The sequence below is a fragment of the Actinomadura meyerae genome, from assembly GCF_900188445.1.
In the GTDB taxonomy this organism is placed as follows: domain Bacteria; phylum Actinomycetota; class Actinomycetes; order Streptosporangiales; family Streptosporangiaceae; genus Spirillospora; species Spirillospora meyerae.
In genome coordinates this window covers 223,043-235,692 of the sequence record NZ_FZOR01000005.1, presented here as the reverse complement: position 1 = coordinate 235,692, position 12,650 = coordinate 223,043, and the positions used below count along the sequence as shown (strand labels likewise).

Genomic DNA, 12,650 nt, shown 5'->3' with positions numbered 1-12,650 from the left:
GAGGCACATGTTCACTCGAATGGACCAGGGCACCCGCGAGCAGTGGCTGCACATCCGCGCGGAGACGCTGAAGACCCAGGAGCAGGCGCCCGACCGTGTGCTCCCGATGCTGGCCGGGCTCGCCGCGTTCACCGACGGGTACGCGGTCGACCAGCTCCAGCACTCGCTGCAGACGGCGGCGCACGCGGAGGCCGCCGGCGCGGACGACGAGCTGGTGGTCGCGGCGCTGTGCCACGACATGGGCAAGGTCATCTCGACGGCGAACCACGCGGCGGTCGCGGCGGAGATCCTGCGGCCGTACGTGTGCGACGAGGTTTACCGGATCATCCACGCGCACCAGACGTTCGAGGCCGCGCACTACGGCGAGCACTTCGGCTGGGACCCGGCGGAGCGGGAGCGGTTCAAGGACGAGCCCTGGTACGCCGACGCGATCCGGTTCGCCGACGAGTGGGACCAGGTCGCCTTCGACCCCGGCTTCGACACGCCGACGCTGGAGCACTTCGCGCCCCGCGTCCGCCGCGTGTTCGGCGGCCCCCGGACCATCACCAAGTGAACGGGGCGGTCGGAGGATGACGACGGCGGGGGCGGCGCGCGCCGTGCTCCAGCGCGCCCCGCGCACCCTCGACCTCGTGGAGCTCCCGCTCCCCGACGTCGGCCCCGACGAGGCGCTGCTCGCCGTGGAGGCGTGCGGGATCTGCGGGACGGACGTCGAGGAGTACACCGGCGCGCTGCTCGACACGATCGGCCCGGCGTCGCCGTTCGTCCCCGGCCACGAGCCGGTGGGGCGGATCGCGGCGATCGGGGCGCGGGCGGCGGTGCGCTGGGGGCTCGCGGAGGGCGACCGGGTCGCGGTCGAGCCGGCGCTCCCGTGCGGGTCGTGCCGGGACTGCCGGACGGGCCGGTACGTGCTGTGCGCGGGCTGGGAGCACTTCCCGATGAGCTACGGGTTCGTCCCCGCCAAGATCCCGCCCGCGCTGTGGGGCGGGTTCGCCGACCGCATGTACCTGCATCCGAACAGCGTCCTGCACAAGCTGCCGGACGCCGTGGACCCGGCGGTCGCCGCCACGTTCAACGCGCTCGCCGCCGGTGTCGAGTGGGCGGTCGAGGTGCCGGGCACCCGCGCCGGCGACTGCGTGGTGGTGCTCGGCGCGGGGCAGCGCGGGCTGGCGTGCGTGCTGGCCGCGCGGGCCGCGGGCGCCGACCCGGTGATCGTCACCGGGCTGGCGGCCGACCGGCACAAGCTGGACCTCGCGCTGGAGCTCGGCGCGACCGCCGCAGTGGTGGCCGACGGCGGCGGCGTCCCGGAGCGGATCCGGGCGCTGACCGGCGGCACACCGGTGGACGTGGTGGTCGACGTCGCGTCCGGCGACCCCGCGACCGTGCTGGACGCGATGGAGATCGTCCGGCCCGGCGGGACGGTCGTCCTCGCCGGGCTGAAGAACGGGCGGCCCGTTCCCGGCTTCCCCAGCGACGACGTGGTCCTGAAGGGGCTGCGCGTGCAGGGCGTCCGGGCGGCCGGGCACGCCTCGTTCCGGCGGGCGGTCGCGCTGATCGCGGCGGGCGACCGGCCGCTGCACCGCCTCGTCACGCACACCTTCGCCCTTCCCGACGCGGCGCGGGCGATCGAGACCCTCGCCGCCCCCGGCGGCGGCTCGGTCAGCGTCGTGGTCACTCCCGATCCCGTCCCCCCGCCTCCATCCCACCCCTAGGAGGGACCCCCAATGGCAGGACACTTCCCGAGGCCGCGCGGTAGCGCGGGCAGTGGCAGAGCAGGCAGTGGCAGAGCAGGCAGTGGCAGAGCAGGCAGTGGCAGAGCAGGCAGCGGCAGGGCGGGCGGCCGCCGGGCGAGCAGGCCCGTCGTGCTCGCGGCCGCGCTGCTGCCCGCGCTCGCGGCCGCCGCGTGCGCGTCCGGCTCCGGCTCCGTCCAGGCCGACGACGACACGATCGTCATCGGCATGGACCAGGACACCTCCGGCGGCGCCGCCGCCTACGCCGGGATCGTCGGCAAGACGATCAAGGACGCGGTGGCCGAGGTCAACGACAGGGGCGGCATCGGCGGCAAGAAGCTGAAGCTGATCGTCAAGAGCGACGACAACGACGCGACGAAGGCGCCGACCGTCGTCCGGCAGCTGCTCAGCCAGGGCGCCCAGGCGCTCATCATGAACTCGGGCGGGCAGTCGGTGCTCCAGGTGCAGGCGCTGCTCAAGCAGCAGAAGGTGCCCGCGATCGCGCCGGTGAACATCACGCCGGGGATCGGGGACGGCCCGAACGCCGCCTACACCTACTCGCTCGCGAACCCGACCGCCGACTTCGGCAAGGTCTACGCGGAGGCGTTCAAGAAGGCCGGGTACAAGCGGCTCGCCCTGTTCAAGGACGACAGCGCGTCCATCGCCGGGATGGAGAAGGCGCTGATGACCCCGATCAAGGAGGCGGGGATCGAGGTCGTCGCGACGGAGACGGCGCCGGTCGACACCAGCGACGTCACCGCGCAGATCACCCGGATCAAGCGGGCGCGGCCGGACGCGATGCTCGTCGCGGCGCTCGGCGGCCAGATGGAGGTGCTCGTCCACAACACGGCGCACCAGCTCGTCCCGGACGCCGACCGGTTCTCGCTCGCGTCCATCGGCAACCAGCCCGACCTGTGGAAGCAGGCGAAGCCGGGCGCGCTCGACAAGCTCGTCTTCGTCGGGTCGATCACGCAGGAGAACGAGAAGACGGCGGCGCTCGCGAAGTTCCTGTCCGGCAAGCGCGGCGGCGAGGTCGGCGTCACCGCCTACGACGCGCAGGCGTACGACGCGATCGGGATGCTCGCCAAGGCGATCGAGCAGGCCGGGTCGAAGCCGGACGGCGAGGCGATCAACAAGGGCCTGGAGAAGGTGTCGGGGTACCCGTCGTCCTTCGGGCAGAAGGGCTACACCCTGTCGTTCGCGCCGGGCAAGCACAGCGGCACCGACGGGCTCTGCGGCCTGATCCTCATGCAGTTCGAGAACAGCGAACCGGGTCGGCAGTGGCCGGTGTACCAGCCGGCCTGCGGCTGACAGATGGGAGGAACCGTGACATTGGACGTCGGGCCTCGCCCCGCGCCGCGGCCGGTCGCCGGAGGCGCCGCCGAATGGACGCCCCGGGTGATGCCGCCGATCGGCAGGGACCTCGACGACCGGCAGAAGCTGGCGTGCGCGTTCCGGATCCTCGGGACGTCGGGGTTCAGCGAGAACATCGCGGGCCACATCACCGTCCGGGTGGACGGCACCGAGGACCTCCTGATCAACCCGTGGGGCCTGTGGTGGGAGGAGATCCGCGCGTCCGACATCTGCCGGGTGTCGCCGGACGCGGAGGTCCTGGACGGCAAGTGGGACGTCACCCCCGCCATCCACATCCACACCGAGCTGCACCGCCGCCGCCCCGACGTGCGGGCCGTGGTCCACAACCACCCGTACCACGCGACGGTGCTCGCGGCGCTCGGCGTGCTGCCGGAGTTCCTGCACCAGACCGGGTCGATGTTCGACGGCGACCTGGCCTTCGTGGACGAGTACACCGGCGAGGTCGCCACCGCCGACCTCGGCGCCGACCTCGCCGACCGCATCGGCGACAAGTCGGTGGTGCTGCTCGCCAACCACGGCGTCATCGTGACCGGCCCGTCCGTCGAGGAGGCGACCTACCGGTCCGCGACCCTCGACCGGCAGTGCCGGCTGATGTACGACGTGCTGGTGTCGGGTCGCGACCACACGCTCGTGGCGCCTAGCCTGCGACGCAGCATGAAGGCGTCGCTCCTGGAACGCGGAACCGACTTCTTCTGGAACGGGGCGGTGCGCGCGCTGCTCCGCGACCACCCGGAGGTGGTGGACTGATGAGCATCAACATCGACGACCTCGCCGCGAACACGGGCTTCACCACCGGCGGCAAGGGCGCCGAGGGGCCCACCTGGCTGCCGGAGCCCGAGCGCCGCGACCGCAAGTACACGGTCATCTCCGTGGACGACCACATCGTGGAGCCGCCGGACACGTTCGAGGGGCGCATGCCCGCGAAGTTCGCCGACCGTGCGCCGCGGGTCGTGGAGCGCGACGGCGGCGCCGAGGTGTGGGTGTACGACGGGCAGGACTTCCCGAACGTCGGGTTCAACGCCGTCGTCGGGCGTCCCGTGTCGGAGTACAGCTTCGAGCCGTCCCGGTTCGACGAGATGCGGCGCGGCGCGTGGGACATCCACCACCGGATCAAGGACATGGACCTCGCCGGGATCTACGCGTCGCTGAACTTCCCGTCGTTCCTGCCGGGGTTCGCGGGGCAGCGGCTCCAGCTCACCACGTCCGACACGGAGCTGGCGCTCGCGTCCGTCCGGGCCTGGAACGACTGGCACCTGGAGGAGTGGGCCGGCTCCTACCCGGACCGGATCATCCCGTGCCAGATCCCGTGGCTGCTCGACCCGGAGCTCGGCGCGGAGGAGATCCGCCGCAACGCCGAGCGCGGCTTCAGGGCGGTGACGTTCTCCGAGGCGCCGCAGAAGCTCGGGCTGCCGTCCCTGCACACCGGCCACTGGGACCCGATCATGCGGGCGTGCGCGGAGACGGGCACGGTCGTGAACCTGCACATCGGATCGTCCGGGACGTCCCCGGCGACCGCCGACGACGCCCCGCCGGACACGGTCGGCGTGCTGTTCTTCGGGTACGCGATGTTCGCCGCCGTCGACTGGCTGTACTCGCTGCTGCCCGTCCGCTACCCGGACCTGAAGATCTGCCTGAGCGAGGGCGGCATCGGCTGGGTCGCCGGGCTCATGGACCGGCTCGACCACATGCTCAGCTACCACGACATGTACGGGACGTGGACGAAGGACATCGGCCTCACCCCGGCGGAGGTCCTCAAGCGCAACTTCTGGTTCTGCGCCGTCGAGGACCAGTCGTCGTTCGTGCTGCGCGACCGCATCGGCGTGGAGAACATCCTGCTGGAGAGCGACTACCCGCACTGCGACTCGACGTGGCCGGACACCCAGGCGGTCATCGAGTCGGAGATCGGCGGGCTGCCCGAGGCGGACGTGCGCCGCTTCACCTGGCAGAACGCCGCGGAGCTGTACCGGCATCCCGTCCCGGCCGAGGTCCAGGCCGACCCGAACGCGTTCTGATGGCGGTCATGCGCCCGGCGGGCCCCGGCGCCTCCGGGGAGTACGACCCGTTCTCCCCGGAGGTGCTGGCGGACCCGGCCCCCGCGCACCGCGCGCTGCGGGAGGGGTGCCCGGTGCACCACCACGCGGGCTTCGGCGACGGCGGCTTCTACACGCTGTCGCGGCACGCCGACGTCACCGCGTTCTTCGACGACTGGGGCCTCTGGTCGTCGGAGTGGGGCCAGGGCCCGATCTACGTGCGGGAGGGCGGGCTGAAGTCCGACCCGCCCGAGCACACCGTCTACCGGAAGCTGGTGACGTCGGCGTTCACCGCCCGCCGCACCGCCGCGCTGGAGGACTGGATCACCGCGACCGCCGCCGGGCTGGTCGACGGGTTCGCCGCGGACGGCCGCGCCGACCTGTGCGAGGCGTTCGCGGTGCCGCTGCCCGTCCTGGTGATCGCGAAGATCCTGGGCGTGCCGGCCGCCGACCGGGACGACTTCAAGGCGTGGTCGGACCAGTTCATGGCCGGGCAGAACGCGGCCGACCCGGCCGTCCAGGGCGCGGCCCGCGCCAAGATCGACGCCTACTTCGGCGGGATCCTGGCGTCGCGCCGCGAGACCTTGGCCGCCCGCGGCCCGGAGGCGCTGCCGGACGACCTGCTCACCGCGCTCCTCACCGCCGAGCACGACGGACGTCCGTTCACCGACGAGGAACTGCTGCCGCTCATCCTGCTCCTCCTGGTGGGAGGCAACGAGACGACGACGTCCCTCATCGGGAACGCGGTATGGCGGCTGCTGAGCCTCGGCCTATGGGAGGACGTGCGGGCGAACCCGGACCTGGTGGACGCGGCCGTGGAGGAGAGCCTCCGCTACGACCCGCCCGTCCTCGGCCTGTACCGCACCAACACCCGGCCAGTCGTCCTGCACGGCGTGGAGATCCCGGAGAAGTCCAAGGTGCAGGGGCTTTACGCGTCCGCCAACCGGGACCCGGACGCGTGGGAGGACCCCGACACCTTCCGCCTGGACCGGGACCTGAACGACCTGCGCCGCAGGCACCTGTCGTTCGGCGTGGGGCAGTACTTCTGCCCTGGCGCGGCCCTGGCCCGGCTGGAGGCGCGGATCTCCCTGCGGCTCCTGGGCGAGCGCCTGCCCGGCCTGCGGCTGGACGGCGAGCCCACCCGCGTCGACTCCTTCATGATGTGGGGGCCGTCGGCGCTGCCGATCGCCTGGTCGGTCTGACCGGCCGGGGAGCTAGTTCAGGACATGGCACTGGGCCGCGGTCAGGTGGCGCCGCGCGGCGCGTTCGGCGCCCGCGGCGTCACCGGCCGCGATCAGCTTGATCAGCCGGTGGTGCGCCCGCACCCCGTCGGAGCGCTGGTCGAGCCCGGGGAACTCGCCGCGCCCGGCGGCGGAGCCCGCCCACTCCTGCTCGGCGGCCGTCCAGAGCCGTTCGAGCGCGCCCACCGCGACCGCCATCGCGGCGTTGCCGCACCCGAACACGAGCTGCGCGTGGAACTCCCGCGCCGCCCGGACGAAGCCGATCAGGTCGTCCAGGTTGGCCTCGACGTCCCGCTGGGCCGCCTCCAGCGCCGGGATCACGCTGGTCGCCCGGTCGGGACGCTCGGCGCAGAGCCCCGCGCACACCGGTTCGAGCCGCACCAGCGCGACCGCGATCTCCTCGGGCGCCGACCGCCGGGACCGCAGCACGAGGTCGATGGCCTGCGCGGCCGTCTCCGTCCGCGGCACGTGCACCACCGCGCCGCCCTTGTTGCCGCGCAGCACGGTGATGAGGCCCTCGGACTCCAGGATGCGCAGCGCCTCCCGCATGGACGGCTTGCTGACCCCGAACTCGGCGAGCAGATCGTCCTGCGGGCCGATGACCTCGCCGTCGGCCAGCTCGCCGCTGACGATCCGCTCGCGCAGCACGGAGGCGACCATGTCGGCGAGCCGGGGCTGCCGGATGCGCGCCGGGCGCGTTCCGTTCACCATTCCCCCGGTGATGAGTGAGATGGGCCGAGCGGCCCTTAACATCTAAATCTTAGCATCTGCAAAGGGAGTGATCGTGCCGGACGAACCGCTGCACCGGGTGACGTTCCGCCTGTCCTACGGCGACTGCGACCCCGCCGGGATCGTCTACTACGCCAACTACCAGCGCTGGATGGAACGCACCCACACCGAGTGGTGGTTCGAGCGGGGCCTGCGCTTCGACGAGCTCCCGTCCCGCCTGGGCGTCGCGGTCGTCACCCGCGCCGCGACCGCCGAGTACGAACGCACGATCACCCTCTTCGACCGGATCGAATGCCGCCTCTACGCGTCCCGGGTCGGGCGCACGTCCTTCACCATGCGCGGCGACTTCGTCCGCGAGGACGGCACCCGGGCCAGCACGGCGACGCTCACCCTCGTCTGCGTGGACCCGAGCGCCCCGGAGAAGGCCGTCCCCGTGCCGGCCCCCATGCGGCGGCTCCTCGAAGCCGCTAGCTGATCGTCCAGGTGACTCCGCGGAGGTCGTCCAGGAAGGAAGCCGGCAGCACTTCGGACGGCGCGCGAACCCCTGCGGGCCCGTCGAGCCGGAGCACGCCCTCGGCGGCGACGGCGGCGGTCGTGCCGTACGTGTCGAAGCCCTCCGCGACGCCGGTCGCGCGGCGGCCGTCCGGGGTGGTGGCGACCACGACGACGGCCCACCGCTGCCCCCGGCGGGCGTCGGCGTCCGGTCCCTCGGGCAGCGCATTGACGGCCTCCTCTGCCACGGCCCCCGAGAACCGCGCGGCGAGGTCGGCCTCGACGAACCCCTGGACGTGCTCGACCTCGACGTGCCGGGGGATGGTGACGACCTCCGGCAGCGCGAACCTGGCCATCGGCACGGCGCCCAGGCCGGGGAACTCCAGGTCGGCGAGACGGGGCGCGGCATCGGCGCGCCACTCTCCGGCCTCGTAGGCGAGACCGCCGGACTTCACGACGTCCGCCGTGCCGAGGAGCGAGCGCAGCGAACCGCGGGACATCCCTCCGCCGCCGGTCGCCGAGTGCCCGGTCAGGACCTCGCACAGCGGCCCACCGCCCAGATGATCGGCCAGGGCGCGGGCGAGGAGGTCTCCCGGGACGCCGCCGTCGGTCATCGCGGGCGTGACGATCACCCCGGCGCGGCGCGCGTCCGCCGAGCAGGTGTCGTGGACGCGCTTGATGTGGAGCTGCTCGCCCGAGGTGTCGACGTAGTGGCACCCGGCGGCGATGGCGGCGCGGACGACGGTCGTCCCCGCCGGGGTGAACGGGCCCGCGCAGTTGACGACCGCGTCCACGCCCCGGAAGGCGGCGACGAGCTCGCCATGGTCGATGCCGGCGGTACGGGTCTCACGGCCCCCGCCGACGGCGGCGAGGCGCTCGGCGTCACGCCCCACCAGGATGACCTCGGCATCGCGCCGGCCCAGCTCGTCGAGGACGAGCCTGCCCTGGTAGCCGTACGCGCCATAGATTGCGATCTTCTTCATGGCTTCGAAAGTACGGGCGGGGTGTGAGACTGTGAATAATCCATTGTCTCTTCTGGATACGTGGTCGTCTCACCATGGACGTTCTGAGTGATGTGGTCGCCTCCGTCCGGACGGGCCTGCCGCATTCGGCCCGGTCCGCGAAACGGGCGCCCTGGGGCGGCTGGTTCCGCGCCTCCCCGGCGGCCGGTTTCCACGTCATGCTCGCCGGAACGGGCTGGCTGGTGCCGCCGGCCGGAGAGCCGGTGCCTCTCGGCCCCGGCGACGTGGTGTTCACACCCAAGGGCAGCGCCCACGGCCTGACTGACGACCCCTCCAGACCGCTGGAGTCCTACGAGCAGGTCGTCCTGAACGAGGTGACCGCCGCCGCCGACGACGGCGCGGACGCGGTCACACTCTGCGGCGCCTACCGCACCGACCGGTCCCGCTCGCACCCGCTCCTCGACGACCTCCCCGAGATCATCCACCTGCCCGCGGGGCACCCGCGCCTCCAGGCCGCGACCGGCCTGCTCGCCGCCGAACTGGAACGCCCCGGACCCGGCACCGACGCCGCCGTCCCGGCTCTGCTCGACACGCTGCTGCTCTTCATCCTGCGGGCGTGGTACGAGGAGCAGCCCGGCACCGGCTGGGCCGGAGCCCTCGGCGACCCCGGCGTCAGCGCGGCGCTCCGCGCGATGCACGACGACATCGCGAAGCCCTGGACGGTCGAGGAACTGGGCAAGACGGCAGGCCTGTCCCGAGCCGCGTTCGCGCGCCGCTTCGCGACCCTGGTCGGACGTCCCCCACTCGGCTACCTGACCTGGTGGCGCCTCACGACGGCGGCACGCATCCTGACCCGCGAAGACGCCCCGCTGGCGGCGATCGCGAAGCGCGTCGGCTACACCTCCGAGTACGCCTTCGCCAACGCTTTCAAACGAGAGTTCGGCACACCCCCGGGCCGCTACCGCACCCTTCACCGGCCGTAGCCGGTGAAGGCCACGGTGCGGGGGATCAGTCGACGACCGCTGCGACGGCCTCCAGCTCCACCAACTGGTCGTTGTAGCCGAGGACGGTCACGCCCATCAGGGTGCTGGGCACGTCGTGGTCGCCGAAGGCGTCGCGCACGACCGCCCACGCCGTCCCAAGGTCTTGCTGGCGGGTGGACGCCACGAGGACCCGCGTGCTGATGACGTCCTGCAACGTGGCACCGGCGTCGGCGAGAGCGGTCTTGAGGTTGTCGACGCACTTGGCGGCCTGCGCCGCGTAGTCGCCGATCGCGGCGGTGGAACCGTCCGCGTTGAGCGGGCATGCCCCCGCGAGGAAGATGAGCCGCGCGTTGGCGGGCGCGGTGGCCGCGTAGGCGTACTCGGCGACGTCCGAGAGCGACGCGGAACGAATCAGGGTGACGGCACTGGCCATGGGAGCACCTCCGGAAGATCGCTTTTCGTGCGATCGTCCCAGCAATAGGGTGCGGCGCTCACCTGGTTTTCGGCAGGGCCGCATTCAGGAAGCCCGCCCGAGATGCCCGTCGCCGAGCATGACCGTCTACCGGCGGTAGGCGGACCACAGGCGGGCGGCCGAGGCCATCGCCTCAAGCCAGGCGGCGGGACGCCGGTCGGCAAGTGCGGAGTACAAGGACGCGTTGGCGTCGGCGAACGCGTCGTCCGCCGCCGTGCTGGCCTCTACGCCCGGTCTGCGAGTTAACGCTTCAGGGATGTCAGGAGGGCGGAGAACTCGGCGCGCCGCATGACCAGTTTCGGGCCGTCGGGGTCTTTGGAGTCGCGGAGGCCGACGACTTCGCCAAGGTCGGCCAGTTCGACGCAGTCGTCCCCCTGGTTGCTGGAATGGGTGGACTTCCGCCAGGTGGCCTTCAGCTCTTCCATCGTTCCTCCGCCGTCTGCCTGGCGCTGGCCTGACGGCCGTGCCACACATTGCTATACCCATAGTGCTCATGAAGCCCGCTGACTTGGCGTAGCGGTCAACGCACAATGTGTTGAAGACGCGGGAGGTTCGCATGGGCGCGGCGGAGGCAGGCACGAGAAGGGTGGCACGTAGGTGGCCGACGCGGCGCAGCTCTCCGCCCGGCTGATCGGCTTACTCGCCGAGGCCGGCGACCTGGTTCCGGAGTGGCGCGGACCGTTCGAGGCGGTCGCCAGGCACCGGTTCGTCCCTGACACGGTGTGGGTCGAGGACGGCGACTTCCTGGTGCCGGTGGACCGGGCGGACGACGAAGCCGCGTGGCTGGAACTGTGCTACGCCAACGAGGCGGTGATCACGCAGGTTGACGACGGCGTCCCGTCCTTGCCGGGGCGGGTCGGCCGGGAGATCACCAGTTCGGCCAGCCGCCCCGACGTCGTCGCGCGGATGCTGGCGGCCCTGGCAGTCGAGCCGGGCATGAACGTGCTGGAGATCGGCACGGGCACGGGGTGGAATGCCGCGCTCCTGGCTGAACGGACCGGAGCCGACCGGGTGACTACGGTGGAGGTGGATGCGGTGGTGGCCGAGCGCGCCCGCCGCGCCCTGCGGGCCGCGGGTCACGAACTCACGGTCGCGGTCGGCGACGGCGCACTGGGCCACCCGGCGTCGGGGCCGTTCGACCGGATCATCGCAACGGCGGCGGCCGACCGGGTGCCGCACGCCTGGGCGGAGCAGACACGTCCGGGCGGTCGGGTCCTGGTGCCGTGGACCACTGACTTCCACAACGGCGCGCTGGTGTCCTTCGTGGTGTCACGAGATGCCACCATGCGAGGCCGCATTGTCGGGAACGTGGCGTTCATGCGCCTGCGAGCCCAGCGCGGCAAGCGTGCCTTGCTGGCCCGGGACGTGGACGCGGCGGCCGAGGCCCGCAGGTCGTCCACCCACACGCACCCCTACTCCGTGCTGGGCGAGTATGACGCGTCGCTGGCGATCGGACTGAAGGTGCCGCGCTGCAAGCTGATCGTCACCCACCACGACGGCGGTACGTACGCGGTGTGGCTGGTCGATCCGTGGTCGGGTTCATGGGCTTGCGTGGACGTCGAACCGGGTGCGGCGGAGTTCCCAGTCCGACAGTTCGGCGATCGCGCCCTGTGGCAGGAGGTAGAGGACGCCTACCACTGGTGGGACGGCCTCGACCGCCCCTCCGCCGACCGCTGGGGCCTGACCGTCACCCCCGCCGACCAGTACGTTTGGCTCGACGCCGAAAAGCAGCGAATCGACCGGTAGGCTCACGCCCTCGACGAGGCCGGGCTCCCATCGGCCTAATGCTTCAGGGATGTCAGGAGGGCGGAGAACTCGGCGCGCCGCACGACCAGTTTCGGGCCGTCGGGGTCTTTGGAGTCGCGGAGGCCGACGACTTCGCCAAGGTCGGCCAGTTCGACGCAGTCGCCGCCGTCGTTGCCGGAATGGGTGGACTTGCGCCAGGTGGTGTTCAGCTCTTCCATCGTTCCTCCGCCGTCTGCCTGATCAGCGTCGCCGACTGGTCGGCCGGGAGCGCGTAGGTCGAGAGGTCCATGAAGCGCTCATTGGGCTGCTCGTAGGTAGACAACCCTAGGCGCTACCGTTCGCGTCGAGCCAGGTGGCGACGGGACGCCGGTCGGCGAGTGCGGCGTACAAGGACGCGTTGGCGTCGGTGAACGCGTCGATCGCCGCCGTGTCGGCCTCTACGCCCGGTCTGTGATCTAACGCTTGAGGGATGTGAGGAGGGCGGAGAAGTCGGCGTGCTGCATGATCAGTTTCGGGCCGTCGGGGTCTTTGGAGTCGCGGAGGCCGACGACTTCGCCAAGGTCGGCGAGTTCCACGCAGTGACCGCCGTCGTTGCCGGAATGGGTGGACTTGCGCCAGGTGGTGTTCAGTTCTTCCATCGTTCCTCCGCCGTCTGCCTGATCAGCGTCGCCGACTGGTCGGCTGAGAGTGCGCAGGTCGAAAGGTGCATGAACCGCTCGTTGAGCCGTTCGATCACGGAACGGCCATCCATGTTCCTTCCGTGTGGTTTGCCCTCACAGTATGCGACCGACTCTCCGCCCGGCAGGCGGGCGATGCTGAAGGATCCGAGGTGGCCAGAGCACCGTTTCAGGCAGCAGGCAGATGATCCTGGGCGGAGCTGGTTCTTTGCGGGTG

The 12,650-nt window shown here is 71.7% G+C and carries 15 protein-coding genes; 9 read left to right on the top strand and 6 right to left on the bottom strand.

From position 1 onward, the window contains the following. The first annotated feature begins 7 nt into the window (after positions 1-7). The 6 genes from CHF16_RS08080 (at position 8) to CHF16_RS08050 (ending at position 6,333) form a co-directional block, all read left to right on the top strand. Positions 8-553 (top strand): HD domain-containing protein, encoded by a 546-nt coding sequence (locus CHF16_RS08080; RefSeq protein ID WP_089325283.1) that lies wholly within the window; start codon positions 8-10, stop codon positions 551-553. A gap of 16 nt (positions 554-569) precedes the next feature. Beyond that, positions 570-1,709 carry a zinc-dependent alcohol dehydrogenase gene (locus CHF16_RS08075; protein ID WP_089325282.1) on the top strand — a complete coding sequence of 380 codons (1,140 nt, stop codon included), beginning with the start codon at positions 570-572 and terminating at the stop codon, positions 1,707-1,709. 150 nt (positions 1,710-1,859) lie between these two features. Then, positions 1,860-3,038 (top strand): ABC transporter substrate-binding protein, encoded by a 1,179-nt coding sequence (locus CHF16_RS08065; RefSeq protein WP_179271432.1) that lies wholly within the window; start codon positions 1,860-1,862, stop codon positions 3,036-3,038. Between the two features lie 15 nt (positions 3,039-3,053). Then, positions 3,054-3,848 carry a class II aldolase/adducin family protein gene (locus CHF16_RS08060; protein ID WP_218826579.1) on the top strand — a complete coding sequence of 265 codons (795 nt, stop codon included), beginning with the start codon at positions 3,054-3,056 and terminating at the stop codon, positions 3,846-3,848. Next, a complete protein-coding gene (locus CHF16_RS08055; RefSeq protein ID WP_089325278.1) occupies positions 3,848-5,113 on the top strand; it encodes an amidohydrolase family protein in 1,266 nt (421 codons plus the stop codon). Before CHF16_RS08060 ends, CHF16_RS08055 begins: the two co-directional genes overlap by 1 nt. After that, entirely contained in the window at positions 5,113-6,333 is a 1,221-nt protein-coding gene (locus CHF16_RS08050) for a cytochrome P450 (RefSeq protein WP_089325277.1), read from the top strand. The genes CHF16_RS08055 and CHF16_RS08050 overlap by 1 nt, the downstream gene beginning before the upstream one ends. A gap of 12 nt (positions 6,334-6,345) precedes the next feature. Here the strand turns inward: CHF16_RS08050 and CHF16_RS08045 are convergent, their stop codons facing one another. Then, positions 6,346-7,083 carry a FadR/GntR family transcriptional regulator gene (locus CHF16_RS08045; protein WP_089325276.1) on the bottom strand — a complete coding sequence of 246 codons (738 nt, stop codon included), beginning with the start codon at positions 7,081-7,083 and terminating at the stop codon, positions 6,346-6,348. A gap of 73 nt (positions 7,084-7,156) precedes the next feature. Here CHF16_RS08045 and CHF16_RS08040 point away from each other — a divergent pair, with 73 nt between their 5' ends. After that, positions 7,157-7,576 carry an acyl-CoA thioesterase gene (locus CHF16_RS08040; protein ID WP_179271431.1) on the top strand — a complete coding sequence of 140 codons (420 nt, stop codon included), beginning with the start codon at positions 7,157-7,159 and terminating at the stop codon, positions 7,574-7,576. Here CHF16_RS08040 and CHF16_RS08035 read toward each other — a convergent pair. Continuing rightward, positions 7,569-8,576, bottom strand: a complete 1,008-nt coding sequence (locus CHF16_RS08035) for a saccharopine dehydrogenase NADP-binding domain-containing protein (protein WP_089325274.1) — start codon at positions 8,574-8,576, stop codon at positions 7,569-7,571. The two genes, CHF16_RS08040 and CHF16_RS08035, sit on opposite strands and share 8 nt — an antisense overlap. A gap of 74 nt (positions 8,577-8,650) precedes the next feature. Between CHF16_RS08035 and CHF16_RS08030 the strand changes: the two genes are divergently transcribed. Continuing rightward, positions 8,651-9,538: an AraC family transcriptional regulator gene (locus CHF16_RS08030; RefSeq protein WP_089325273.1), complete on the top strand. Its 888-nt coding sequence runs from the start codon at positions 8,651-8,653 to the stop codon at positions 9,536-9,538. Positions 9,539-9,563: 25 nt separating this feature from the next. Here the strand turns inward: CHF16_RS08030 and CHF16_RS08025 are convergent, their stop codons facing one another. Together CHF16_RS08025 and CHF16_RS08020 are read right to left on the bottom strand one after the other, a co-directional pair. Further along, entirely contained in the window at positions 9,564-9,971 is a 408-nt protein-coding gene (locus CHF16_RS08025) for a RidA family protein (protein ID WP_089325272.1), read from the bottom strand. A 281-nt stretch (positions 9,972-10,252) separates the two neighbouring features. After that, on the bottom strand, positions 10,253-10,435 hold the full coding sequence (locus tag CHF16_RS08020; RefSeq protein ID WP_089325271.1) for a DUF397 domain-containing protein: 183 nt from the start codon (positions 10,433-10,435) through the stop codon (positions 10,253-10,255). Between the two features lie 172 nt (positions 10,436-10,607). Between CHF16_RS08020 and CHF16_RS08015 the strand changes: the two genes are divergently transcribed. Then, the gene (locus tag CHF16_RS08015; RefSeq protein WP_089325270.1) at positions 10,608-11,756 is read left to right on the top strand and encodes a methyltransferase domain-containing protein; all 1,149 of its coding nucleotides are present in this window, start codon (positions 10,608-10,610) and stop codon (positions 11,754-11,756) included. Positions 11,757-11,791: 35 nt separating this feature from the next. On the opposite strand, the gene CHF16_RS08010 is transcribed toward CHF16_RS08015, so the two are convergent. Continuing rightward, complete coding sequence (locus CHF16_RS08010; RefSeq protein ID WP_089325269.1) at positions 11,792-11,974, bottom strand: DUF397 domain-containing protein; 183 nt, start codon at positions 11,972-11,974, stop codon at positions 11,792-11,794. A gap of 237 nt (positions 11,975-12,211) precedes the next feature. Next, positions 12,212-12,394, bottom strand: a complete 183-nt coding sequence (locus CHF16_RS08005; protein WP_089325268.1) for a DUF397 domain-containing protein — start codon at positions 12,392-12,394, stop codon at positions 12,212-12,214. Between the last annotated feature and the right edge of the window lie 256 nt (positions 12,395-12,650).

Bases quoted from the DNA above. Each gene is read 5' to 3' on its own strand.
- CHF16_RS08050 (WP_089325277.1), top strand. From the start codon at position 5,113: ATGGCGGTCATGCGCCCGGCGGGCCCCGGCGCCTCCGGGGAGTACGAC.
- CHF16_RS08055 (WP_089325278.1), top strand. From the start codon at position 3,848: ATGAGCATCAACATCGACGACCTCGCCGCGAACACGGGCTTCACCACC.
- CHF16_RS08025 (WP_089325272.1), bottom strand. From the start codon at position 9,971: ATGGCCAGTGCCGTCACCCTGATTCGTTCCGCGTCGCTCTCGGACGTC.
- CHF16_RS08020 (WP_089325271.1), bottom strand. From the start codon at position 10,435: ATGGAAGAGCTGAAGGCCACCTGGCGGAAGTCCACCCATTCCAGCAAC.
- CHF16_RS08005 (WP_089325268.1), bottom strand. From the start codon at position 12,394: ATGGAAGAACTGAACACCACCTGGCGCAAGTCCACCCATTCCGGCAAC.
- CHF16_RS08075 (WP_089325282.1), top strand. From the start codon at position 570: ATGACGACGGCGGGGGCGGCGCGCGCCGTGCTCCAGCGCGCCCCGCGC.
- CHF16_RS08010 (WP_089325269.1), bottom strand. From the start codon at position 11,974: ATGGAAGAGCTGAACACCACCTGGCGCAAGTCCACCCATTCCGGCAAC.
- CHF16_RS08035 (WP_089325274.1), bottom strand. From the start codon at position 8,576: ATGAAGAAGATCGCAATCTATGGCGCGTACGGCTACCAGGGCAGGCTC.
- CHF16_RS08080 (WP_089325283.1), top strand. From the start codon at position 8: ATGTTCACTCGAATGGACCAGGGCACCCGCGAGCAGTGGCTGCACATC.
- CHF16_RS08045 (WP_089325276.1), bottom strand. From the start codon at position 7,083: ATGGTGAACGGAACGCGCCCGGCGCGCATCCGGCAGCCCCGGCTCGCC.
- CHF16_RS08030 (WP_089325273.1), top strand. From the start codon at position 8,651: ATGGACGTTCTGAGTGATGTGGTCGCCTCCGTCCGGACGGGCCTGCCG.